Raw genomic sequence first — 24533 nt, forward strand, 5'->3', positions numbered from 1 at the left:
CGGGTGCGGTTGTCGTCCAGTTTCCGTCAACGAGGTATTCGACTGTCGCACCCTCTTCTGTGCCGCCGACTGTGAAGCTGCCGTCGTTGGTTAAGAAGTCATCCGCCGCTGAGCCAGAGTCCGTATCAAGTGTCAGTGTTGGCGCATCTGGAGCTGTTGTGTCAACTATGGTCTCGCTGTCTGTGCCTAGGCTATCCGGTTGGTCAACCGAACGGAAAGCATCAAGAAGACTCAAGCTTTGAGTACGAGACATTCCCAGCGCTTCAAAGCCCGTCGTTACAAATTCAGTACCTGGAATGGTTTCTTCACCGTCGCGCTCAATAGTCCCGCTACTTACTAGGCTTGAACCACTTTCACCAGCTGCCGTTGCAAATTCTTCGCCTAGCTCCGTCGGATCCTGACCTTCTTCTAAAGCCGCAAAGATATTTGCAATGTCTTGGTCTAGTTCAACTTCACCGCCATCTTCAGGCGAAAAACGCTTGACTGAAATTGGAGATTCAGAGTTTTCGCTCTGGGATTCAAGAATGACATCCCCTGCTTGTAATGGCTGGCCGTCTTCTAGGACTTTAATTGTACCATCTACCGAAACAACAATGCGTTGACCAAGTGCCAATGCACCGCTCGCATTCAATACTGTCATGTCCATATAAACCCCTAAAACTCATTTTTCAATCAAAACGTCAAAATAGTGACATTGTATTTATAATATTAGGTAAAATATAACACCTAACACCATATAATTCATAGTTATGAATGCACATTTTAACAAGGTCGTATACACCATGATGACAATGGTCACACTCATCAATACTTAAAGCGCTCTTAAATTTAATATAAGTTATTGTGCTAACGAAAAATAATTGACATATTAATAGGTGTTCTAAGTGCATTAAAACATCACAATACGCACAGTGATCGGTTAACAAATTTACAACCATTTGCGATCGCCAGTTGTAGCGATCGTAATTTTTTTGGCGGTTCATCTGAATTTTGTATATCATCGTGCAAAATTAAGACTCAGGTGTGACTCATTTTGGAGAGATGCAAATTGAATAGGATTCAAACGACGACCTTAGGGCTAGCTATAGCAATGACCTTTCCAGCTGCGGCACAAACTCTTGAGCAAGCCGTCGCTTTTACGTTGGAAAGCAATCCTGAAATTAAAAGTGCTTATAATGAGTACGTAAGTAAACGTTACGTTAACGATGCTTCTGGCGGTGCTTATCGTCCAAGTATAGATCTAGATGGTGGGATTGGTTATGAGCATACCGATCTAGTGACCAATACAAATTCAACAGATCTGACGCGTAAAGAAGCGACGATTACTTTGACTCAGTTAATTTGGGATGGAGCAAATACTTCCAACGATATTGATCGTACCGCGGCTGATGCAGAATCTGTTCGTTACCAATTACTCTCCAACGCCCAAGATATCGCTCTCGAGGTCACCAAAGTATACCTTGATGCAGTGAAAGCTTATGAAGTCCTCACCCTGTCTGAAAACAACCTGGCAACACACAAGGATATCTATAGAGATATTCGAAAACGTGTCGAATCTGGCATTGGCTCTACAGCAGATATGTCCCAAGTAGAAGCTCGTATTGCGAAAGCTCATGGTAACTTGCTCGCAGCACAAAATAATTTGTTTGATACGCATACTCAATTTAAACGTATTGTTGGACAGTCACCTTTGGGGTTAGTGTTTCCGCGAGCAGACACTGGAGCAATTCCTTACACCGTAGATGGCGCTCTTGCGAAAGCTTTCAACCAACATCCTGTTATTAAAATTGCACAAGCCGATGTGGACTCCGCTAAATTCCAATATAAACAGTCTAAAAGTTCAAATTATCCGACTGTTTCTTTCGAAGCCGCGCAAACCTGGCGTGATGACGCAGGTGGCAACGAAGGGAGTAGTGACGAATTTTCCGCAATGGTCCGCTTGAGATATAACTTGTATAACGGCGGCGCTGATCAAGACCGCGCTGAAAGTGCTGCTTACCAATTAAATAAGGCCAAAGATCTGCGTGAAAGTACATATCGTAATGTAGAAGAGAGCCTACGCTTGTCATGGAGCGCACTTGATTTAACCGTACAACAGAAAGAGTTCTTATCAGATCACGTAGACTCAGCATCAGATACGGTTATCTCTTACGAGAAACAATACCGCATCGGTAAACGAACACTTCTCGATTTACTTAACACTGAAAATGAGCTCTTTGAAGCTCGTAAAGGCTATTTAGATGCCAAGTACGATGAACAATATGCTAAATACCGGGTCATGAACGCAACCGGTAATTTACTGACAGGTTTACGTGTCGATATCCCCCAAGAATGGAATGAAAAGGTAGAATATTAATGAAGCTGCTAAAAGCTGTATTTCCACTCTGTCTATTGGTTGCTTCTGCCAACATTTTAGCTGAAACAAACGATGAAGAGTTCGAGTATCGAGCGCTCCCAGAGAGCGTACAAAGTTACGATCTAGAAGACGACGACAATGATGGTGTTATCAACGCCCGTGATTTATGTGTTGATACACAGATTGGCGCTGAAATCGATAATGACGGCTGCGGCTCTTATTTCGAGTCAACGGAACAGAAAGAACTTCACATCTTATTTGCCAACAATTCAACAGAAATCAATCCTGTTTTTCTTGGCCAAATTCGTCAAATGGCCGCGTTTTTAAAGCGGTATGAAAGCACAACCATTCGTCTACAAGGCTACGCGAGTAAAGTCGGAAACGCGGCTCACAACTTAGACTTATCGAAAGAACGAGCATCAAATGTAAGGCGAGCCCTAATAAGTAATGGTATACAACCATCTAGAGTGACAATCGTTGGCTACGGGGATACCGTTTCTAATGAAGAGGGAACCAAAATCAACCATGCGCTCAATAGAAAAGTTGTCGCTTCTGTCGCCGGATTCAAAGGCAACATCAAAGAAGAATGGCATATTTTTACAAAAATTGGAAAGTAACCACTCTTAGTTATGCCTCATCTGAAACGTTATCTTTAGGTAGCGTTTCAGTACGCTTATAATTCCTTAAATAGCATATACCTAAGCCGTCTATAATGTTAATCTTGTCACGTTATCAACATAGAGAATTAATCCATGAGCAAACTAACCGCTGATACTCAAGCAAATCTAGAACTTTTCGTTTCTGAAACACAAGAAACTAAACTTGTATGGGGCCTTCGTAACGAAGAAGGTTGGCTAGCATGTGACTCAAGTGAATTCGAAAGCAGCGAAGTGATGCCATTTTGGTCTTCAAAAGAAGATGCTCAGACTCACAACGTTGAAGAGTGGGCTGATTTTGAAGTATTAGAAATCCCACTAGATATCTTTGTAGAAGACTGGCTACTGACTCTTGCTGAAGACGGCGTTCTTGTTGGTACGAACTGGAATGCAACATTAGAAGGCAAAGAGCTTGAACCTTCTGATCTAGCGAAATTGTACATTTAATTTCCAATAGCGGTCGTGCGAATAAGTACGACCGCTATTACCCTGATAACCATCAACAAATCAGAGATACAACTCGCATAAATCACTGTAAGTATCATTCAAAAATTGAAGCAACCTCAAACTAATAATAGAATGTCGTTCTTTATCTGATTGATAGTTCCTCGTGATTCACTCCGTCTTTATTACTTTTCTGCTTTTAACCAGCTTCTATTCTTATGGCCAAGTACCTACATTAGATCGCCATAACAGCTTCCCCGTCAGTGACTCAAACATAAATCTTGATTCTACTCCCAACGCTGACTGGAATGCTCTCTATTTATCCACTTTAACTCGTTCCCCTTCCCGCGCACTGAACATGCTGCAAACACGTTATACGAGCTTAAATCACTATGGAGATAAGCTATACCTTTCTTCATTATTGTACGAATACATGAGTCATCGCTCACAACCATTTTATGGTATTGCTTCAAACAACAGTGAATATCAAGCAATAGAAAAAGCGTTCATTTCAGCGTTAGTAAAAGACAGACAAGGTCACTACGAAGACGCTCAACAGGGCTTTTTGACGCTACTCACTAAGATGCAATCACGCAATGATATAACGGGGCGTGCACTGTTGAAGTACCAACTGTGTCGCTCTCTCAATGAACAAGCCAAATATCACCAAGCTAACTATTACTGTTCTGCACTTCAGAGCGATTTTCAAAACCTCGTTGACCCAGTATTACCCAAATTCGTGACATATCGAGTCATCGCCAACAACCACCATTTTCGTAGTGACTATCAAGCAGCGTTAAATACTTACCTGTCTTTGATCAAAGTATTCCCACAAGGGCATGATATATCGGGCATTTATAACGATGTTGGCAATCTGCTCAAAGAACTAAAACAATATGAAAAATCAGAACAATACCTCAAAGAAGCACTCATACTAAGAGCCGATACTTCTGCTCTAATGAAAGCTCAAGTGCACCATAGCTTAGCCGAACTGTATTTAAGTCAAAGCCAAAGTAACCTAGCAATTAAGCACTTTCAAAAAGCGAGGACAATGCTAAGCGCATCTCCCCATAACTATGGCATCGCTTTGACAAACTTAGGCTTGGGAAAAGCCTACACACAAACACATGATTATGAGTTAGCAAAAACCTATTTGGTTGAGTCTCTTTCTGCCTCTAATGAACTTAACAATAACGTTATTCGTATCAACGCTTATTTGGCATTAAGTGACATGTTCGAAGAACAACAGCTGACAACTGAAGCGCTAAACTACGCACAGCAAGCGTTGGAGTTAGCTGAGCAGGTCACAAGACTTAAATACGTCGCCCAAGCTCTTCTTCAGCTTTCTGATATTCACCAGTCACTCAATGGTTACCAACAGGCTTTTTATTACTATCAGAGACACTCAGCAATACAATTAAAGGCCAGAGATATTGATAACAGGTTAGCTTTTGAGGCTCTTGACCTTACTCATGCCAAATATGAGCAAGAACTGAAGAATTCTTTCCTAACACACCAGACAAAACTCGATCGCCTTCGAATTGAAAAGATGGAGCACCAAAGGTGGATGTACAACATCATCATGTTTGTATTACTCTGCGCTGCCAGCTTTACGGTATTGGCAAACAAGACCATCCGAGCGAGAGCCGCGATTGACGCAATGACCAAAGCTTACAACAGGACCGAAATAATACGCAGGATCAAGCGAGTTAGACATTGCCAAAAAAACAAAAAACAACACGTACTCGTTTTACTGGATTTAGATAAATTTAAAGAGATTAATGATGAGCATGGCCACCCAACGGGTGACATAGCACTTGTTCATGTCAGTAACCAAATAAGAAAGCATTTAGTAAAAGGTGAGTTATTTGGACGTTTGGGCGGCGAAGAATTTCTTATTATGCTGACCGATACCAAGCCGTCTGAGGTCCGTGAACGCGTTGAAGAACTGCATTATGCAATATCAAACAGTATTTTCCTGTCAGAAAGCAAAAAGCCACTTAATGTAACCGCGAGTTTTGCTTATCTAGCAACCTCAAACGCACTAAGTGACTTTGATGATCTCTACTCTGTTCTTGACCAAGCATTGTATCAAGCAAAGAGTAATGGTCGAAACTGTATCATTGACGCTTATAACGAACCAATTGACATACCTGAAGCTATTTATACTCAGTCTGTTTACGAACCAACTCAGTCATAATACTTTGACGGTCAACTAAGTAATCGTTAAGGCCGGCCTTTCGTAGTTCACATGCTGGGCAATCACCACAGCCATCACCGATAATACCGTTGTAGCAGGTCAGTGTTTTGTTTCTAACAAGTTCGAGAGCTGAGTACTGATCTGCCAACGCCCATGTTTCAGCTTTGTTCAGCCACATCAGTGGTGTTTTGATATCAAGCTTCTTATCCATGCCTTGCACAAGCGCAGAATTCATCGCTTTTACAAAATCATTACGGCAATCAGGATAGCCAGAGAAATCTGTTTCACACACACCAGTAATCACAGTTTCAGATCCGATCTGGTATGCATAAATACCCGCCAATGTTAAGAACAGAATATTACGACCAGGAACAAAAGAGTTCGGCAATCCATTCTCTTGTAGCTCATGTGATACAGGGATATCGTCACGAGTCAGAGAGCTAATAGCCAACTCATTTAGCAGCGTCACATCCATCACTTTATGCGCTTTCACACCAAGCTCTTTCGATAATGACTGAGCGACTTCGATCTCTAACTTATGGCGCTGACCATAATCAAAAGTAATCGCATGAACTTCATCATACTCTGTTAGTGCCTGAACAAGACATGTAGTTGAGTCTTGACCACCACTGAATACTACAACTGCTTTTTTCATTTCCATACCTATCTAAAACTGGCGAACTATCATAAATGGGAAAACTGTCCGCAAACACGCAAACTGCTGACCAACTAAGCGATACTCAAATACTTATGAGTTTGGATTGATAAGCGCCAATTGCGCTCAATGCAGGTATCAATACAAAGTTGTGTTGCGCGTTCTTTTTGACTAATTGGTTGCAGAGCGACGACCGTTTCACTCGAAACATCCGCTCGCTCCAATAAACCGTCAAGCTGTTCAATGTCTTTGCCTGTACCCACTGGATGCTTAATTTCATTAGCACGTTGTAAGGCACTATCTAAAATATCCAGTTTCGCTTTCATCGCCACTTTTGGTGACACCGTAACCCAAGTGTCAAGTGTCACTTTAACTTCTGATGTTCCACTAGTCTCAATCTGACAACGACAACCATGCTGCTCAAATGCTTTAGTAAGCGGGACAAGATCGTAAATACACGGCTCACCACCAGTAATCACAATGTGCTTCGCAGTGTAACCTTGCTTGATGTATTCATTCACAATTCCTTGAGCATCAATTGCTGACCAAGTTGGTGAATCCTCTGTCTTCACCATGATATCGCCAAGGCTGGTTTCATCTTCAGGTAATGCTTCCCAAGTCTGTTTCGTGTCACACCAAGAACAACCTACTGGGCAAACTTGTAGACGAACAAAAACAGCCGGAACGCCAGTAAACACGCCCTCACCCTGGATGGTTTCAAACATTTCATTAATCTTGTACAACTTTTCCTCAGCTCAATCATTTGGTCAAATAAATCAACCGCAGACCTTAAAGCACTTACCCCCTTTGGTCAAACAAATGAGTACTGATAAATGAGTTGATCAAAGCCCTAGCCTGAAGTTTCAAGTTCCCTTATCCTTTCGTCCATTAGATTTGGTTAACTTTTAATTTTTTGGTAAGGAAAAACATGTACAAACTGATTGCTCTTGATATGGATGGCACACTACTCAACAGTGAAAAAGTGATTTCTCAAGAGAACAAAGACGCGATCGCTAAAGCACGAGCTGCAGGAGTAAAAGTGGTTCTCGCTTCTGGTCGACCTTTAGAAGGTATGCAAAGCAAATTAGACGAGCTTTCAATTAACGGCGAAGATGACTTTGTACTCTTTTACAACGGCTCTATGGTACAGAACGTTTCTACAAAAGAGATCATTCACAGTGAGATCAGCAACGGTAAGGCTGCAAAAGAGATCACAGCACTAGCTGAACAGCTTGGTGGTTATGTTCATGCATTCAGCAAGGTTCACGGCTTAATCACACCTGAAAACAATGAGTTCACCGCTATTGAAGCACGTATTAACGGCTTAGAGATTACCGAGTTCGATTTTTCTCAACTAGAAGATGACCACGAAATCATCAAGACCATGATTGTCGCGGAACCAAGCAAGCTGACTGAAATCATCGGCAAGCTGCCACAAGAGCTTAAGACTCAGTTTACTATCGTACAAAGTGCACCATTCTTCTTAGAGTTCCTAAACCCAAAATCAAACAAGGGTGTCGGTATTGAAGCGATAGCGAAACACTTAGGCATTAAATCGGAAGAAGTAATCTGCATGGGTGATGCTGAAAACGATCACCATATGCTTGAATACGCAGGCCTTGGCATTGCAATGGACAACGCAATGGAAGAAACCAAGAAACTGGCGGATCACATCACAGCAAGCAACGACGACCATGGTGTAGCGGTCGCGATTGAGAAGTTTATCTTCAACTCGTAAGCACTAGATAGAGCCCTCTACTTTATCTAACTCACCTAAAATACATTGATATAAATAAGGCTGTGCATTGCACAGCCTTCTTTTTACATGAATCGTTCTACTTATTATTTTCTAGCCCAAGGCAGACGAAATGCCACCACACCAAACAAAATCAAGATTGGGAAACGTAACGTTTCAATAATAAATGAAGCAATACCACTGAAAGAGACAAAGCTTCCTGCCCAGCTAATCAGCAGATTTCCCGCTAACAACATAGCCATCACTCCAAGAACGATCTTGAATGAGAACTGACCGACCAAAGGTTTCGAGTCTGTTAACGTAACTAGGCATGCAATCGTCATCAAAATCGCCACCCAGAATGAGAATGTTGGCAATGGCCATATCACCGTGAGAACAACCGACAGTAAGCACAATGCCCACCAAACACCTTTAGAACTTAATAAGGCACTGATATCTACATCCGGTTTCGCGTCTAATCTCACGATATGCCACGTCGTTAATGCACCTAATACTCCACCCATTAATACATCACTAAAAAACGCACTGCCTGAATAAGACTTAAATAGCATGATCCACAGCAGGCCAGCGAGCACTATCAGAATAGCTTTTTGCTCCAAGAGGCGATTTAGTTTCCAAAAGACTAACAAGGTTAAACTTACCCATAACGCAGCTAAGAGACTTGGGAAACTATACCCACTGCTCATCACTAACTTTAAAGTTGGAAGGTAGGCATGAGGACGAGGAAAGCCAAAACCTTGGTGGGCGATCAATGTCAGTAACGTTACAGATATCAAAGTGAAGCCAAACTTCAACGCGAAGTTACGGCCAAAATACCAAGTAATTAGCGGCAATATCACGATGAAAAACCAAGGATTTGCTAACAAATCGGTCAATAGCACCGTACTAGAAAACGCGCTCGGTATGATGTCGAATATATTTTGAAGTGAAATGATCCAACCTAATTCTAGTTGATGGACTTTAGGTGCCGCGCCCACCAGCTCAGTCACATACGTCACCGGTTGGTCCGTCGCGGATAAAAACAGCTCGTTAATCTCAGACCACTGTTCTGGATAGCGGTACTGATGATCTTGCAATTCAGCAGGAGGAAGTAACATCGCTCGGCTGACTTCCACGCCGTAATGAGGCGCAAACCAAATCGGCAGCTCAAAGCCACCCAACTCATTTCGAGCTTTGTAGCTGATCACTTCAGAATCGGAGATACAATCAAACACGACGGCACTGTCGGTATAACCCAGCACATCACCGACCGTTACCGACAAACCCGCCTCTTCCCATGTTTCACGCTGCGCTGCTACGGCTGGCGACTCACCAGCAACGACAGTACCACCCGGAAGAGATAAATGACCTGTGATCAATTCGTCAACTAAAACGATTTGGTTATCAACACGTACTACACACAAAGCGCCCGCAATATGGTCAGGCAAAGTGTTATTAGCCCATGCGGAAGTAGCACTCAAAAGAGATAAAATAAAAACGAATAAATGTCGAATAATCAACGAATTTACCTAAAATAAAAGAAGAAGTTTAAGACTGCTAATGCATCACGTCTATTGTAATCAAAGCGGCACAAAATCGCTGTCTATGTTTTGCGCAGAGACTTCCTCATCCATTGAATGTGAGGAGTGAACCCCATTTTTTGATAGAAGTGCTTGGCAGGCGAATTAAAGTCCCAAACCTCTACAAAGACTTGTTCAACACCGTAATCATCAAAAGTAGCTTCAACTTTGCTAAACAACTTTTCAGCAATCGATTCTTTGCGATAATCAGGCAAGACAAACAGTTCATCTACACTCCCCATCGGCACTGGTTTACTTACCGTTGAGATAAGCTCACAAAAATGCCCAGAGATAAAGCCAACAATCAGCTCACCTTTTAATGCCACGTAGACTAAGCATTCAGGATCATCCAAGTAACGTGCAATGCTTTTTTCCTGCTCAATCTCTTCTGCCGTTTTAAAGTGCTCTGGGCTAGCGAGGTGATGATGATGGTGGAGATCGAACATTAACTCGTTAAGATGTTCCAAATCCGTGTGCTTTGCGGCCCTTAAGGTGACATTCATGACTATTGTGCTTCTCAAACCAAATTAATATTTAAACTGAGTCTAGTTTACTTGCCGCGAGTATCTATACAAGTTATTGAATTAATTCATTGTTTGAAGTGCGTATTTTAGATACAAAAACGGCCACATTACGTGGCCATTCTGTTTAAATAATTTATAATTAAACGAATATCTAGGCTTTAGCTTTATGCGCCGTTATCTTCTTTCTCTTCTTTGAGTTCAGCAAGCTGTTGTTCTAGTTCGATAAGTTTAATTTCAGCCTCAACTTCAGCAACTCGCTTTTCAGCATCGGTGCGATTATCTTGTGCTAAGCCATCAGCAGTCACTTGAGTTCTTTGAGCATTTCTTGCGTCATCCGTATCTTTCATCGAACCAGCTACACCACCTGTCACACCTCCTAGTGCTGCACCTTTAACCGCTAAGCTTGCATCTCCTGTCAACGCTCCAGCCGTTGCTCCTAGTAAGGCACCACCAATAGCACCACGATTACGCGCTGCATTTTCATTTTCGTTATCAGTGGCAGGAGATGCACAGCCAGAAAGAGTCACAATCAGTGTCGCTAAAAGAAAAGGTTTAGTGAATGTCATAGGTGTCTCGCTTTGGTTTCGTTTGGAATGAAGTCATCTTAAACAGAACACCTAACAACATAAATAAAGACCAGTTTAGATAATATATAACGGTTGATTATGTATTAGTCGCTCAACACTTCAGGATTGGGAAACATTTGATTTATTAGTCACTCCGCAAAAACAAAAAGACGATCAGTAGGGCCGTCTCAATAACTCTTGTGACTGGGTGGTAAGCGTTAGCTCCTCGACCAAAATTTCTGAATATTTTCTGCGCTTGGAGGCGGTCTTACACCACAATCTCGATAGTGATTTTTATCACCAATCCCCAGTATTTTACCATTTCGTTCATCAATCATCGCAGCCACTTTAACACCGTCTCCAATATGCCGAGTCAACACGACAATTTCACTCGCTCTTTCAGATCTTACAGCGCCTAGGATTTGATATTCGTAGCGACCTTTCCTTGAATTAACGATCATCTTCGAGTTAATAGGGTCGGCTTCATACCCCACGCCCATATCAAAAACCGCTTGATAGAGATCGACGCCAGTCTTGGACACACATTTAAATATCTTGGGATGACTCAATTGCTCTAACAACACTCTACTCGCTTCATCCTTTGAAATACTGTCACTAGCAGCACCACTGACCAGTAAAGCAATCAATAAAAAGTAAACTCGCATAAAAAAGACCTCAATATGTGGGGTTCATAATGAGGTCATAGTAGACGCAATGGATAAGCGGATGAAGAAAGTAGAGTTTAGGAAAACCATCACGCTGGGTTATGCATAAATCAACAAGCCGAAGATCAAATTGCCCAAACAGCTAAGCCTATTTACCAAGCTTTTCAGCAATTTCAGTTAAGCTGGTAGGGTCGTCAATCGTCGAAGGTACCACGTACTGTTCACCTTCTGCGATCTGTCGAATAGTTCTACGCAAGATCTTACCTGAACGAGTTTTCGGTAATCTCTCTACCACTAAAGCTTGTTTGAAACAGGCAACAGCGCCGATTTCGTTACGAACCTTACCAACCAGTTCGGCTTGTAGCTCAATGCCATCTACTTTTATTCCGTCCTTTAACACAACTAAGCCAAGCGGTAGCTGCCCTTTCAAGTCATCATGAATACCGACAACGGCACATTCTGCAATCGCGGGGTGACCACCAACGATCTCTTCCATTTCCCCAGTAGACAAGCGATGCCCTGCAACGTTGATCACATCATCAATGCGCCCCATGATAAACAAATATCCCTCATCATCGAGGTAGCCGCCATCACCGGAGACATAGTAACCCGGGAATTGGCTCAGATAGCCGGATTCAAATCGATCATGATTACGCCATACCGTGGGTAGACACCCGGGTGGCAACGGGCGTTTGAGCGCCACAAAACCTTGTTGATTGGGCAGAGCAAGCTCACCTAATTCATTAAGAATTTCTACTTGGTAACCGGGTACTGGCTTGGTTGAAGAACCCGCTTTTACAGGCAAAGATTCAAGCCCTGTCGGATTTGCAGAAATAGCCCAACCCGTTTCGGTTTGCCACCAGTGATCGATAACCGGTTTATTGGTATGAGACTCGACCCAATCCAATGTTGGCGGGTCCAAACGCTCTCCTGCCATAAAAATCGACTTGAGCGATGATAAGTCATATTTGGTAAGTAACTCGCCTTCGGGATCTTCTTTCTTGATTGCTCTAAATGCTGTAGGTGCAGAAAACAACACGTCCACTTTGTACTCTTCACACACACGCCAAAACGCTCCTGGATCGGGTGTTCTCACCGGCTTACCTTCAAACAGAATAGAGGTGCAACCGTGAATCAGTGGCGCATACACAATATAGGAATGCCCAACCACCCAACCCACGTCAGATGCCGCCCAAAAAACACCATCTTGCGGCATATCGTAGATAGTGCTCATCGAGTACTTCATCGCGACCGCGTGACCACCATTATCACGGACTACGCCTTTCGGCTTACCGGTGGTTCCCGATGTATAGAGGATATATAAAGGATCGGTTGCCAAAACGGGAACGCAGCTATGTGGCAGAGAATCCGCAACGGCCTGCTGCCAGAGTACATCTCTATCTTGGTTCAGTTCAGCCAGGCATTGCTCTCTTTGGAATAGCACGACTTTTTCTGGTTTCCAACGGCTGTCCATGATCGCTCTGTCGACCATTTGCTTATATGGCAGAACCTTGTTTATCTCGATCCCACAAGACGCTGTAATCAACACTTTTGGTTCAGCATCTTCGATACGAACTGCTAATTCATGAGGGGCAAAGCCACCAAACACCACTGAGTGCACCGCACCGAGTCGAGCACAGGCCAGCATGGCCATAGCCGCTTCCGGAATCATTGGCATATAAATCACCACACGATCGCCTTTGGTCACGCCCTGTGTTGCCAACATGCCTGCGACTTTTGCCACTTGGTCACGTAATTTGTTGTAAGTGTAGGACGACTGAGTACCCGTTACAGGCGAGTCGTAAATCAACGCCACTTTATCACCGCGACCATTTTCACAATGATAATCCAGCGCCAACCAACACGTATTCATCACCCCATCAGGAAACCAACGTTCAATACCGTTATCATCAGTTTGTAATATCGTTTTCGGTGACTCAAACCAATCTATCGCTTGTGATTGTGTTTCCCAAAACGAATTAGGGTCTTCCCTCGCCCATTGGTACTCGGTGATATAGTCTGTTTTTCTGTTCATTCGATTCGTAGCAGACATAGTGCCTCCTCCATGATTAATCCATTAGTCCAAGCGCCTTGCTTTTGGCTGTTCACTTGGGTGCACTCTTTTCTCAGCGTTGTGTTCGTGGATATTTAACCGTTCACGACAATTGCTTTACTTAGGAAAAGGCACACGGATGGCACCTTCCATGATCACTCGGGCACTACGACTCATTATCGCCCGTTCTATTTTCCAACCGCTTTCCGTCTGAATAGCTTTAGCACCCACTTTTAAGGTTCCTGATGGATGACCAAAGGTAACAAAATCTCGGGAACCCTCACCGACTGCCAAGTTCACTAACGTACCTGGCACACTCGCCGCTGAAGCAATGGCGACCGCAGCCGTACCCATCATGGCGTGATGCAGTTGTCCCATAGACAAAGCACGCACCAGAAGATCAGTATCTTCGGCAGAGACCGATTTACCACTGGAAGCTTGGTACGCTTGAGGCTTAGCAACAAACGCGACTTTAGGTGTGTGTTGGCGTGATTCAGCTTGTTCTAAAGAATCAATCAGCCCCATCGCTACTGCACCATGTGCTCGGATGGATTCAAACAGAGCCAAAGCTTTGGCATCACTATTGATATCAGATTGAAGCTCTGTACCTTGATAACCAACCGATTCAGCATCAACAAAAATGGTTGGTATCCCTGCATTGATGTATGTTGCTTTGATGCAGCCCAATTCGGGAACATCTAAAAAATCGACAACATTCCCTGTAGGGAACATCGAACCACTCGCATCGGCAGGGTCAAGAAAATCGACTTGGATCTCAGCGGCAGGAAAAGTCACACCATCAAGTTTAAAGTCACCTAACTCTTGGACTTCACCATTGGTGATAGGCACATGAACAATAATGGTTTTCTGGATATTCACTTGCCATACTCGCACCTCAACAACACCGTTTTCAGGGATACGAGTCAAGTCAACCAAGCCACTATGAATAGCGAACGGACCGACCGCTGCAGACAAGTTCCCACAGTTACCACTCCAATCCACAAACGTCTTATCTATCGCCACTTGGCCGAATAGGTAATCAACATCGTGATCGGCTTTACTGCTTTTCGAAACAATCACGGTTTTACTGGTACTCGATGTTGCACCACCCATACCATCGGTTTGTTTACCATAAGGGTCTGGACTGCCAATCACTCTCAACAACAATGTATCTCTCGCTTCTCCAGCAACTTGCGTTGATTGAGGTAAATCACTTAGATTGAAGAAAACCCCTTTGCTCGTGCCTCCTCGCATATAAGTTGCAGGCACTTTGATCTGTTTGTTTGTCATATCAAGCTCCTACTGTGCAAGAAAGTCTTTGGCAAAACGCTGCAATACACCACCAGCGCTGTACACGTTCACTTCGTCTGCAGTGTCTAGTCGACAGGTCACGGGAACATCAAGCTTTTCACCGTTTTTACGAGTAATGACTAGAGCCAAATCAGAACCTGCTTGGATGTCACCATAAACGTCGTAAAGCTCGGTACCGTCCAATTCTAAGGTGTTGCGATTGGTCCCCGCTTTGAATTGCAGAGGCAGTACGCCCATGCCAACCAAGTTGGTTCTGTGAATTCGTTCAAACCCTTCTGCCACAATCACTTCAACACCCGCTAAACGCACACCTTTGGCAGCCCAATCTCGTGATGAACCTTGTCCATAATCCGCACCCGCCACGACAATCAAAGGCTGTTTACGGTTCATGTAGGTTTCTATCGCTTCCCACATTCGCGTAACTTGCCCATCGGGTTCAACTCTTGCCAATGAACCTTGCACGACTTCCCCAGCGTCCTTCACCATTTCGTTAAACAGCTTAGGGTTGGCGAATGTTGCTCGTTGCGCGGTTAAGTGATCACCTCGATGGGTCGCGTAAGAGTTAAAGTCTTCTTCTGGCACTTCCATTTTCGCCAAGTACTCACCTGCCGCACTCGAAGCGAGAATCGCATTTGAAGGTGATAGATGATCCGTGGTGATGTTGTCGCCAAGAATCGCTAACGGTCTCATACCTGAAAGGCTTCGTTCACCCGCAAGAGCTCCTTCCCAATAAGGTGGTCTGCGAATATAGGTACTTTTAGGTCTCCAATCATAAAGCGGTTCAGTAGTCACCTGCTCTTCGTCTGGCTGGAACATTTTCACGTAGATTTGTTGGAATTGCTGAGGCTTAACATGCTCACCGACAACCGCATCAATTTCGGCATCACTTGGCCACAAATCACTTAGATAGATTGGCTTACCATTGCTGTCATTACCTAAGCTGTCTTTCTCGATATCAAAGCGAATCGTGCCTGCCAAGGCATAAGCAACCACCAATGGCGGTGAGGCTAAAAACGCTTGTTTAGCATAAGGATGAATTCGACCATCGAAATTTCGATTCCCAGATAACACAGCGGTTGAATACAGGTCGCGGTCGGTGATTTCTTGTTGGATTTTAGGATCTAAGGACCCGCTCATTCCGTTACAGGTAGTGCACGCATAGCCCACGATACCAAAACCAAGCTGTTCCAACTCAGGAAGCAAACCTGCAGATTCAAGATAGAGCTTGGCAACTTTAGAACCCGGAGCAAAAGAGGTTTTCACCCATGGCTTACGAACTAACCCAAGCTGATTGGCCTTCTTAGCCACTAATGCTGCGGCGACTACGTTTCTTGGATTACTGGTGTTTGTACAAGAAGTAATTGCAGCAATAATCACAGCACCATCGGGCATTTGTTCATCGCTATATTTCGCCGAATGTTGTTCTTTCCACGATGATTGGCTAATGCCTTGTTTGGCAAGTTCACTGGTTGGTAAACGACGATGGGGATTGGATGGCCCTGCAAGGTTGCGCTCAACTTTAGACAAATCAAACTCAAGCACACGCTCGTATTGAGCGGAATCTAAATCATCGGCCCATAAGCCAGTTTGCTTAGCGTATAGCTCAACTAACTCAACCCGTTCAGGCTCGCGTCCTGTCAGCTTTAGGTATTGTATGGTCTGTTCATCGATATAGAACATACCTGCTGTCGCGCCGTATTCTGGCGTCATATTCGATATAGTTGCGCGGTCACCAATGGTCAGTGCACGAGCCCCTTCACCGAAGAACTCTAGATAACTGGAAACCACTCTCTGATTACGAAGAAACTCTGTAATCGCAAGCACAATATCCGTTGCGGTTATCCCTTCTTGTCGTTGACCCGTCAGTTTAACGCCCACGATATCAGGCAAGCGCATCATCGATGGACGACCGAGCATCACAGTCTCAGCTTCCAAACCACCTACACCTATTGCAATAACACCCAGAGCATCAACATGAGGAGTATGGCTATCGGTCCCGACACAGGTATCAGGAAACGCGATGCCTTCTTTAGATTGAATCACTGGAGACATTTTCTCCAAGTTAATCTGGTGCATAATTCCATTACCCGCAGGAATCACACTCACGTTTTTAAACGCGGTTTTACACCATTCAATAAAATGAAAACGGTCTTCGTTTCTGCGCTCTTCAATCGCGCGGTTTTTATCAAATGCTTCGTTATCAAACCCGGCATGTTCCACAGCCAAAGAGTGATCAACAATCAGTTGAGTTTCGACCACTGGGTTCACCTTGGCAGGGTCTCCGCCTTGGTCGGCAATCGCGTCTCTTAATCCAGCCAAATCTACTAGGGCTGTTTGACCAAGAATGTCATGACACACCACACGCGCAGGATACCAAGGGAAATCAAGGTCACTCTTGCGTTCAATGATCTGTTTTAAGCTGTCTTCAAGGATTTCAGGATCACAGCGTCTTACTAATTGCTCTGCCAATACTCTCGACGTATAAGGCAAGGTTTTATAACTGCCCGGAGATATCGCTTCTACCGCTTCGCAAGCATCGAAATACTCTAAATGAGTTCCGGGTAAAAGTTTCCGGTACTGATTTTTATCAAGGTACTGAGCTTGTTCAAGTTTTACATCAGACATACATCCACCATTATCTGTTAAATTCTATTCGTTGGTTCTTGAGGCCTTGTCGTATGAAGACGGAAGTCACCTCAAGACATAAGTCGGCTCGTTATAGAGGGCTAACGTAGATGAATAGGTAACCATTCTTGATGCTCTGGCCCGGTGTAGTCTGCACTTGGACGAATGATGCGATTGTTTTCTCTTTGCTCGAACACATGCGCCGTCCAACCGGTAAGGCGACTCATCACAAAGATAGGCGTAAATAATTTGGTAGGGATATCCATGAAGTGATAGGCCGATGCATGGAAGAAGTCAGCATTACAGAACAAGCCTTTCTCGCGCTTCATAACCGCTTCAACACGCTCTGAAACGGCGTAAAGCTGTTTATCACCGACCTCTTGAGCTAGCTCTTTTGACCAACGCTTGATTAGAGCATTTCGTGGGTCGCTTTCACGATAAATGGCATGACCGAAGCCCATGATTTTATCTTTGTTAGCAAGCATCTGCATGATGTTAGTTTCTGCTTCATCGGCGGTTTTCCAATCTTGGATCATTTCCATTGCCGCTTCATTCGCACCGCCATGTAAAGAACCTCTTAGTGTGCCAATTGCTGCTGTAACGCACGAATGAATATCTGACAGTGTTGATGCACAGACACGGGCAGCAAAAGTAGATGCGTTAAACTCATGCTCTGCGTAAAGCGTTAGCGAACAGTGCATTACCTGCTTATGCAGTTCACTCGGCGCTTTATCTGTTAGCATTTTCAAGAAGTAGCCACCCAGATAGACTTCGCTTTGATCTTCAGTATCAATGCGCACGCCATCGTGGCTAAAGCGATACCAATAACAAATAATCGCAGGGAAAAGCGCAAGCATTCGTTCGGTCGCGAACAGTTGCTCAGAGAAGTCAGACTCTTGCTCTAGATTACCTAACATTGAACAACCCGTTCTCATCACATCCATTGGGTGAGCGTCTGCAGGAATAAGCTCTAGTGCTGCTTTCAAAGGTTGAGGTAAGCCGCGTAGACCAACCAACAATGTTTTGTAATCGTCTAGCTCTTTGGCATTGGGTAAGTGACCTCTTAGTAGCAGGTGCGCCACTTCTTCGAACTGAGCGTGATTAGCAAGATCGGTAATATCATAACCACGGTAGGTTAAGCCGGTTCCTGATTTTCCTACCGTACATAGCGCCGTAGTTCCCGCACTCTGACCACGTAGACCAGCACCACCGATTGCAGGTGCGCTTGCTGGTTTGCTTTCGGGTTTTTCGCTTTGTTGTTGGTTTTCTGTTGAAGCCTTTTCGACAGCTGCTTTATCACTCAAAGATACAGACATGATGAACTCCTTTTCTGTATTAGCCGCCTGCACTCTTTGGTGCTGCCTGTTTATATGTCCGATGATCTTTATCATCGGTACTGGATATGGCGACTAACCATTTCACGTTATTGGATTAAGTTGATTTTGGATTAATTGAAACGGGATTTACCCTTCACTTGAAAACAACTGATCAAGCTTGTTTTCGTAGTCGTGGTAATTCAGGTGTTCGTAAAGCTCTTTACGGGTTTGCATTGAATCCAACAGAGCTTCTTGATTGCCTTCAACTAACAAGTGCTTGTAAACATTCTCCGCCGCTTTGTTCATCGCACGGAACGCACTCAATGGATAAAGCACCATGTCGACACTTGATTGGGCCAACTCGTTACAGTTGTAGAGTGGCGTTTGGCCAAACTCAGTGATGTTCGCAAGAATAGGCACGTGCTTACCCGTTGCTGATTTCAACGCCGCCGAGAACTTCACGTATTGGTCTAGCTGATTCATCGCCTCAGGGAAAATCATGTCAGCGCCCGCTTCAACACACGCAATCGCTCGTTCAATCGCACTATCAATACCTTCAACCGCCAATGCATCCGTACGCGCCATAATCACAAAGCTGTCATCGGTTCTAGCATCGGTTGCCGCTTTGACTCTATCGACCATCTCTTGTTGGCTCACAATCGCTTTATTTGGTCGATGACCACAGCGTTTCTGCGCGACTTGGTCTTCCATGTGAATTGCAGCTGCACCCGCTTTTTCCATAGATCGAATGGTACGTGCAATATTGAATGCGCCACCAAAACCCGTATCGATATCCACCAGCAATGGCAGATCACATGCGTTAGTAATACGTTCAACATCGACCAACACATCGTTCAATGTCGTAATACCTAAATCAGGCAAACCGTAAGACGCATTGGCGATGCCTCCGCCAGACAAATAGATCGCCTGATGCCCCAAGTTCTTTGCCATCATCGCGCAATACGGATTCACCGTACCGACGATCTGCAATGGGTCGTTGTCTTGCACAGCTTGTCGGAACTTAGCTCCTGCTGATAACTTCATAATGACGCTCCCTGTTAATTGTTTATTTCTAATCTTTATGACTACTGATGTTTAGCTCTCGCCAGCGAAGAACCGCTGGCAAATACCAGTCGCCAGTTACTCAAGATCTTTGGATTGAATTTGTTGTTCTATAAGCAATCGGCTTCCCGAGATGTGTCTTCGCATTAACATTTCTGCTAGCTCTTCATCACGGTTGCGAATCGCTTGTAGGATGTATTTATGTTCATCAAGCGCCTCTTTTGGTCGAGACTGTGCTCTTGGCGATTGGTAGCGATACATGCGTAATAGGTGATAAAGCTCGTCACACAACAACGAAATGAGTTTGCTGTTACGACTCGCTTTAATAATGCGGTAATGGAAATCGAAATCCCCATGTTGATGAAAGTAAGAAGAACCTTCAACTTCATCGATGTGTTTTGAGTGTGTCGACAATAAGCCTTCAAGCCCAATCAACTCATCTTGTGTGATGTGCCTCGCTGCTAATCGCGCAGCCATACCTTCCAATGCTTCTCTCACCGCGTACAGCTCTAGCAGTTTCTCTGCAGAAAAGGTAATAACTCGAGCTCCGACATGAGGAATACGTTCGATCAGGCCAAGCCCTTCGACCCGCATTATCGCTTCACGCAAAGGACCTCGACTTACCTCGAAGCGTTTAGCCAGTTCAGGCTCCGAGATCTTACTGCCCGGTGCTAATTCACCGTTCACAATCGCCTCAACGAGGTATTCCGTCAGATTTTCTGACTTAGTGTTTTCTTTATCGCTCACACGAGTTTTCGTGTTTGCACTTAAGGTGAGATCTTTTATCGCAGTATTCATATTCACGCTGCTCACTTCTGATTGCCGACCCTAACTGTCAACAATTTCATAACATGAACATAAAATACACGATCAAATTGTCGACAATCAAGTAGATTGTCGACAATTTAGACTAAGGTAGTATTTTTTATAAACAATAAAACTTGCTAAAAACGAACAATAAATAACTTAAACATTTGTTTCTTATGAATCCAATCAGAAAAGAACCCTTCAACCCCTTGCCTATTCCAAAATGATTTAAAAAACGATGTGTCGACAACTTACAGCCGAACTAGTCAAACGCAGCTCATTTTCCGCATAGGCACCTGCTCGCTCGCATACAAAGACAAAGAAGACGGCTGATGTGCCCTTCTTTTTATGTCTCACAGCGAATAGTGACATTAATCCCTCCCGTAAACTTTATGAACTTTATTCACCCAATGTTCTTTATTCTCAATATCGCCGCATTAAAGACAATTCATTAACACATCGTTAACTTTAACCTTACCTGCTAAGCAATGTCCTAGTCGTGTTTAGCAGCTATATATAAAACATAAGTTTCTCTCCATTGAAGAGATCCCCTACATAAGGAACGTGAACCATGTTCAAGGCACTGAAACCTACTCTTGCGGCTTCTATTATCGCAGCTACCTTTTCTTTCAACACTTTTGCTGCTGACGTAGAGAAAATCCACTTCCTAATCCCTGGCGGCGCTGGTGGCGGTTGGGATATGACAGCTCGTGGTACGGGTGATGTATTGGTCAAATCAGACATCGTAGAAAATGTCTCTTTCCAAAACTTGTCTGGTGGTGGTGGTGGTAAAGCTATTGCTCATCTAATCGAGACCGCTAAGCGTCAGGAAGATACACTGATGGTTAACTCGACTCCTATCGTTGTACGCTCGTTGACCGGGATTTTCCCTCAATCTTTCCGAGATCTAACGCCAGTTGCTGCAACCATTGCCGACTACGGTGCAATCGTGGCGTCTGCGGATTCTAAATACAACTCCTGGGAAGACGTGGTTAAAGAATTTGAAGCCAATCCCCGTAAAGTAAAAATTGCAGGCGGCTCAGCTCGTGGCAGTATGGACCACCTAGTAGTCGCTGCAGCGTTTAAAGGCGAAGGTTTCGACGCTAAGAAAGTACGTTACATCGCCTATGATGCAGGAGGTAAAGCGATGGCTGCTCTACTATCTGGCGAAACACAGCTGCTTTCGACAGGCCTTGGTGAAGTGCTAGAGATGTCTAAATCGGGTCAAGTTAAAGTGCTTGCAGTCACGGCACCAAAACGACTTGATGCTGCACCAAACATCCCGACGCTCACGGAATATGGCAACGAAACCGTATTTGCTAACTGGCGTGGTTTCTTTGCAGCTCCAGGCACGAGCCAAGCAAAGATTGATGAATGGAATGTAGCGCTTGGCAAGATGTACAAGACCGACGAATGGCAGGTGGTCCGTGACCGTAATGGTTGGATTGACAACTACAAAGCTGACAAAGACTTCTACGCCTTCCTAGAAGATCAAGAAAAGCAAATGGGCGACCTCATGCGTGAGCTTGGTTTCTTGAAATAACCAATACTAGAGAGGGTATCTTACCCATACCCTCTTCACTATTCTCTTGTTTCGCCGTACATGAGTTAACTTCAAACTCCTTTGTTTATCCGTATCGAATTACTAAAACTTGTCGAATCGTTGTAGACGCAAGTGGCTTGAACATTAAGCATTGTAATCCGCTTACCTTAGGTTAGTGATCCCAGACATTATTCATTAACTCGCTCATGTACGGTTTTTTACTTTTCTATACCACCCTAAACGGAGTTGGATATGTCGGACCTACCAACCAAATTTTTAAGTAAAGAATACTTGCTATGTCGCGATCGCGTCGGGGCAATGATTTTTTTACTCGTGTGCCTTTGCTACGGCTATCAAACCACACTCATTCCCCTTTTCCCTGGCGACGAGTACGAACCCTTTACGGCTCGCACATTACCAACATTACTAACCATTGCAGGTATTGGTTTATCGTTAGTATTGCTTGTCACCGGACAAGTAGACAAAGACAGCGGAGCTATTTCTGACTTTGATTGGAAACTACTGATTGGCTTTTTAGTATTGATGGCACTGTACGGTGTTGGTCTTACTTACCTTGGCTTTGTTCTGGCAACGAGCTTCTTCTTGCTTGCTGGCTTTTACTTATTGGGTGAACGCCGTAAAGCTGTTTTATTTGGCGCGTCGTTTCCTTTCGTTATCGCGTTCTTTCTTCTATTAACTCAAGGCTTAGATATCTACCTAGAGCCTGGTTTAATCTTCACTCTTTGGTAGGGATAACATTATGTTAGATGGAATTTTACAAGGGCTTTCGACCGCTGTGATGCCAATGAACATCATGATGGTCATCGTGGGTTGCTTCGTCGGTACCTTTATCGGGATGCTTCCGGGATTAGGACCAATTTCAGCCATTGCGTTGATGATCCCTATTACATACGGCTTAGACCCTTCTTCTGGCCTCATCTTAATGGCTGGTGTGTATTACGGCGCGGTTTTTGGTGGATCTACGTCATCAATCTTAATCAATGCTCCAGGTTGTTCTTCAACGGTCGTCACCGCGTTCGATGGCTACCCAATGGCGCAGAAAGGACAAGCGGGTAAAGCACTCGCACTCGCGGCTTACTCTTCTTTCACTGGTGGCACGCTCTCAGCCATTATGCTGTTGATTGCAGCGCCAGCACTCGCAAGCGTGTCATTGAGCTTTCAGTCTTCTGACTACTTCGCACTAATGCTACTAGGTTTATCAGCCGTAGCCGCATTTGCAGGCCCTGGTCAAGTGGTGAAGGCGTGGATGATGACTATCCTAGGCTTAATGCTTTCCACCGTTGGAATCGATAAAGGCGTTGGTGTTGAGCGATTCACTTTTGGCTTAACCGATCTAATGGATGGCTTTAGCTTTTTACTATTGGCAATGGCAACGTTTGCTCTAGGTGAGACTTTAATGGGTATTTTAAAACCAGAAAAAGACACTAGCGGCGAAGAAAGCCAGAAAATGGCCGATATTGGCAGTATGAAAGTGACCAAAGAAGAGTTTAAAGAAGTCGCCCCCGTTTCGATTCGCTCTTCGATCCTAGGTTTCTTTACTGGTGTTTTACCCGGTGCTGGCGCAACCATTGCCGCTTTCTTGAGTTACGGTATGGAGCGAAGCTTGGCACCGAAAGACAAACAGAAAGAATTTGGTAAAGGCAGTATCCGTGGTCTTGTTGCTCCTGAATCAGCAAACAACGCAGCTTCAAGTGGTTCATTCGTTCCGCTACTGACGCTTGGTATTCCCGGCTCTGGTACTACCGCAATCATGCTTGGTGCCCTAATCGCTTACGGTATTCAACCGGGGCCTCGATTATTCGTTGAGCACCCAGATGTATTTTGGTCTGTAATTATCTCAATGTACTTTGGCAACATTGTACTGGTTATTTTGAATCTACCGCTTATCCCTTACATATCTAAACTGCTTGCTGTACCAAGAACGGTGCTATTACCAATGATACTGTTCTTCTCTATCACAGGTGTCTATTTGGTGTCGTTCAACACGATGGATGTGTTTGTGATGTTAATCGTCGCGATAGCTGCTATAGCACTGAGGTTAGCAAACTTCCCTCTCGCACCATTACTGCTTGGGTTTATTTTAGGAGGCTTGATGGAAGAGAGCTTAAGACGTGCGTTGATGATCAGCGATGGCGAGTTAAGCTTCTTGTGGGAACGTCCAATTACAATGACTTTCACTATTTTAGCGGTGCTCGTGTTAAGCAGCCCTATACTCCTCAAGTTATTTCAAAAATTTAAAGCTAAACCCGTAGAAGCATAATCTCACGTTACTAAAAAGCCCTAACAGATGAAGTGACCCCGTAAAGTTGGACATTTCTGTTAAGCGGCTTTCAAGGCCTGAGTTCGATATTCTATCGGAGTCAGGCCTTTTAGTTTCACTTTTATACGTTTGGTATTGTAGTACTCGATGTATT

21 protein-coding genes and 1 pseudogene are annotated in these 24533 nt (G+C 44.2%); 8 read left to right on the top strand and 14 right to left on the bottom strand.

Annotated features, from left to right (window positions below; all coding sequences use genetic code 11):
- Positions 1-646: pseudogene (locus L8S15_RS21140) on the bottom strand (hypothetical protein); the annotation flags it as partial.
- A gap of 444 nt (positions 647-1090) precedes the next feature.
- On the opposite strand from L8S15_RS21140, the gene L8S15_RS21145 reads away from it, so the two are divergent.
- From L8S15_RS21145 to L8S15_RS21160, 4 genes are all read left to right on the top strand, one after another.
- Positions 1091-2356: a TolC family outer membrane protein gene (locus L8S15_RS21145; RefSeq protein WP_010438562.1), complete on the top strand. Its 1266-nt coding sequence runs from the start codon at positions 1091-1093 to the stop codon at positions 2354-2356.
- Entirely contained in the window at positions 2356-2973 is a 618-nt protein-coding gene (locus L8S15_RS21150) for an OmpA family protein (protein WP_010438560.1), read from the top strand. The genes L8S15_RS21145 and L8S15_RS21150 overlap by 1 nt, the downstream gene beginning before the upstream one ends.
- Positions 2974-3108: 135 nt before the next feature.
- The gene (locus tag L8S15_RS21155; protein WP_010438559.1) at positions 3109-3459 is read left to right on the top strand and encodes a DUF2750 domain-containing protein; all 351 of its coding nucleotides are present in this window, start codon (positions 3109-3111) and stop codon (positions 3457-3459) included.
- 163 nt (positions 3460-3622) lie between these two features.
- Complete coding sequence (locus L8S15_RS21160; protein WP_029189333.1) at positions 3623-5656, top strand: tetratricopeptide repeat-containing diguanylate cyclase; 2034 nt, start codon at positions 3623-3625, stop codon at positions 5654-5656.
- Here L8S15_RS21160 and queC read toward each other — a convergent pair.
- Positions 5616-6311 carry a 7-cyano-7-deazaguanine synthase QueC gene (gene queC / locus L8S15_RS21165; protein ID WP_010438554.1) on the bottom strand — a complete coding sequence of 232 codons (696 nt, stop codon included), beginning with the start codon at positions 6309-6311 and terminating at the stop codon, positions 5616-5618. The genes L8S15_RS21160 and queC overlap by 41 nt on opposite strands.
- A 74-nt stretch (positions 6312-6385) precedes the next feature.
- Positions 6386-7054, bottom strand: coding sequence for a 7-carboxy-7-deazaguanine synthase QueE (gene queE / locus L8S15_RS21170; protein ID WP_086028617.1), 669 nt, complete (start codon positions 7052-7054; stop codon positions 6386-6388).
- A gap of 185 nt (positions 7055-7239) precedes the next feature.
- Here queE and L8S15_RS21175 point away from each other — a divergent pair, with 185 nt between their 5' ends.
- Positions 7240-8049 carry a Cof-type HAD-IIB family hydrolase gene (locus tag L8S15_RS21175; RefSeq protein WP_016768689.1) on the top strand — a complete coding sequence of 270 codons (810 nt, stop codon included), beginning with the start codon at positions 7240-7242 and terminating at the stop codon, positions 8047-8049.
- Between the two features lie 104 nt (positions 8050-8153).
- Here the strand turns inward: L8S15_RS21175 and L8S15_RS21180 are convergent, their stop codons facing one another.
- The 10 genes from L8S15_RS21180 to L8S15_RS21225 all read right to left on the bottom strand — a co-directional run bounded on the left by L8S15_RS21180 (position 8154) and on the right by L8S15_RS21225 (position 20546).
- Complete coding sequence (locus tag L8S15_RS21180; protein ID WP_010438546.1) at positions 8154-9566, bottom strand: phosphatase PAP2 family protein; 1413 nt, start codon at positions 9564-9566, stop codon at positions 8154-8156.
- An 83-nt stretch (positions 9567-9649) separates the two neighbouring features.
- Positions 9650-10129, bottom strand: coding sequence for a GNAT family N-acetyltransferase (locus L8S15_RS21185; protein ID WP_029189209.1), 480 nt, complete (start codon positions 10127-10129; stop codon positions 9650-9652).
- 185 nt (positions 10130-10314) lie between these two features.
- Entirely contained in the window at positions 10315-10716 is a 402-nt protein-coding gene (locus L8S15_RS21190; RefSeq protein WP_010438543.1) for a glycine zipper domain-containing protein, read from the bottom strand.
- A gap of 218 nt (positions 10717-10934) precedes the next feature.
- Entirely contained in the window at positions 10935-11381 is a 447-nt protein-coding gene (locus tag L8S15_RS21195) for a hypothetical protein (RefSeq protein WP_010438541.1), read from the bottom strand.
- Positions 11382-11529: 148 nt separating this feature from the next.
- Positions 11530-13434 (bottom strand): propionyl-CoA synthetase, encoded by a 1905-nt coding sequence (locus tag L8S15_RS21200; RefSeq protein ID WP_010438539.1) that lies wholly within the window; start codon positions 13432-13434, stop codon positions 11530-11532.
- A gap of 117 nt (positions 13435-13551) precedes the next feature.
- Positions 13552-14724, bottom strand: a complete 1173-nt coding sequence (gene prpF / locus L8S15_RS21205) for a 2-methylaconitate cis-trans isomerase PrpF (RefSeq protein ID WP_102384981.1) — start codon at positions 14722-14724, stop codon at positions 13552-13554.
- A gap of 9 nt (positions 14725-14733) precedes the next feature.
- Positions 14734-17370 (bottom strand): Fe/S-dependent 2-methylisocitrate dehydratase AcnD, encoded by a 2637-nt coding sequence (acnD, locus tag L8S15_RS21210; RefSeq protein ID WP_102384982.1) that lies wholly within the window; start codon positions 17368-17370, stop codon positions 14734-14736.
- 101 nt (positions 17371-17471) lie between these two features.
- Positions 17472-18686, bottom strand: coding sequence for a 2-methylcitrate synthase (prpC, locus tag L8S15_RS21215; protein WP_102384983.1), 1215 nt, complete (start codon positions 18684-18686; stop codon positions 17472-17474).
- 147 nt (positions 18687-18833) lie between these two features.
- Positions 18834-19730: a methylisocitrate lyase gene (prpB, locus tag L8S15_RS21220; RefSeq protein ID WP_280575057.1), complete on the bottom strand. Its 897-nt coding sequence runs from the start codon at positions 19728-19730 to the stop codon at positions 18834-18836.
- A gap of 96 nt (positions 19731-19826) precedes the next feature.
- Entirely contained in the window at positions 19827-20546 is a 720-nt protein-coding gene (locus L8S15_RS21225; RefSeq protein ID WP_280575059.1) for a GntR family transcriptional regulator, read from the bottom strand.
- Between the two features lie 580 nt (positions 20547-21126).
- Between L8S15_RS21225 and L8S15_RS21230 the strand changes: the two genes are divergently transcribed.
- The 3 genes from L8S15_RS21230 to L8S15_RS21240 all read left to right on the top strand — a co-directional run bounded on the left by L8S15_RS21230 (position 21127) and on the right by L8S15_RS21240 (position 24379).
- A complete protein-coding gene (locus L8S15_RS21230; RefSeq protein ID WP_010438522.1) occupies positions 21127-22098 on the top strand; it encodes a tripartite tricarboxylate transporter substrate binding protein in 972 nt (323 codons plus the stop codon).
- Positions 22099-22350: 252 nt separating this feature from the next.
- The gene (locus tag L8S15_RS21235; RefSeq protein ID WP_010438521.1) at positions 22351-22848 is read left to right on the top strand and encodes a tripartite tricarboxylate transporter TctB family protein; all 498 of its coding nucleotides are present in this window, start codon (positions 22351-22353) and stop codon (positions 22846-22848) included.
- 10 nt (positions 22849-22858) lie between these two features.
- Positions 22859-24379, top strand: coding sequence for a tripartite tricarboxylate transporter permease (locus L8S15_RS21240; protein ID WP_280575065.1), 1521 nt, complete (start codon positions 22859-22861; stop codon positions 24377-24379).
- Positions 24380-24438: 59 nt separating this feature from the next.
- On the opposite strand, the gene L8S15_RS21245 is transcribed toward L8S15_RS21240, so the two are convergent.
- Positions 24439-24533 (bottom strand): IS3 family transposase (locus L8S15_RS21245; protein ID WP_133146159.1); only part of this gene is annotated, 95 nt, incomplete at its 5' end.

Origin of the sequence: Vibrio sp. S/42/10 (genome assembly GCF_029890535.1) — a bacterium.
GTDB lineage: Bacteria > Pseudomonadota > Gammaproteobacteria > Enterobacterales > Vibrionaceae > Vibrio > Vibrio cyclitrophicus.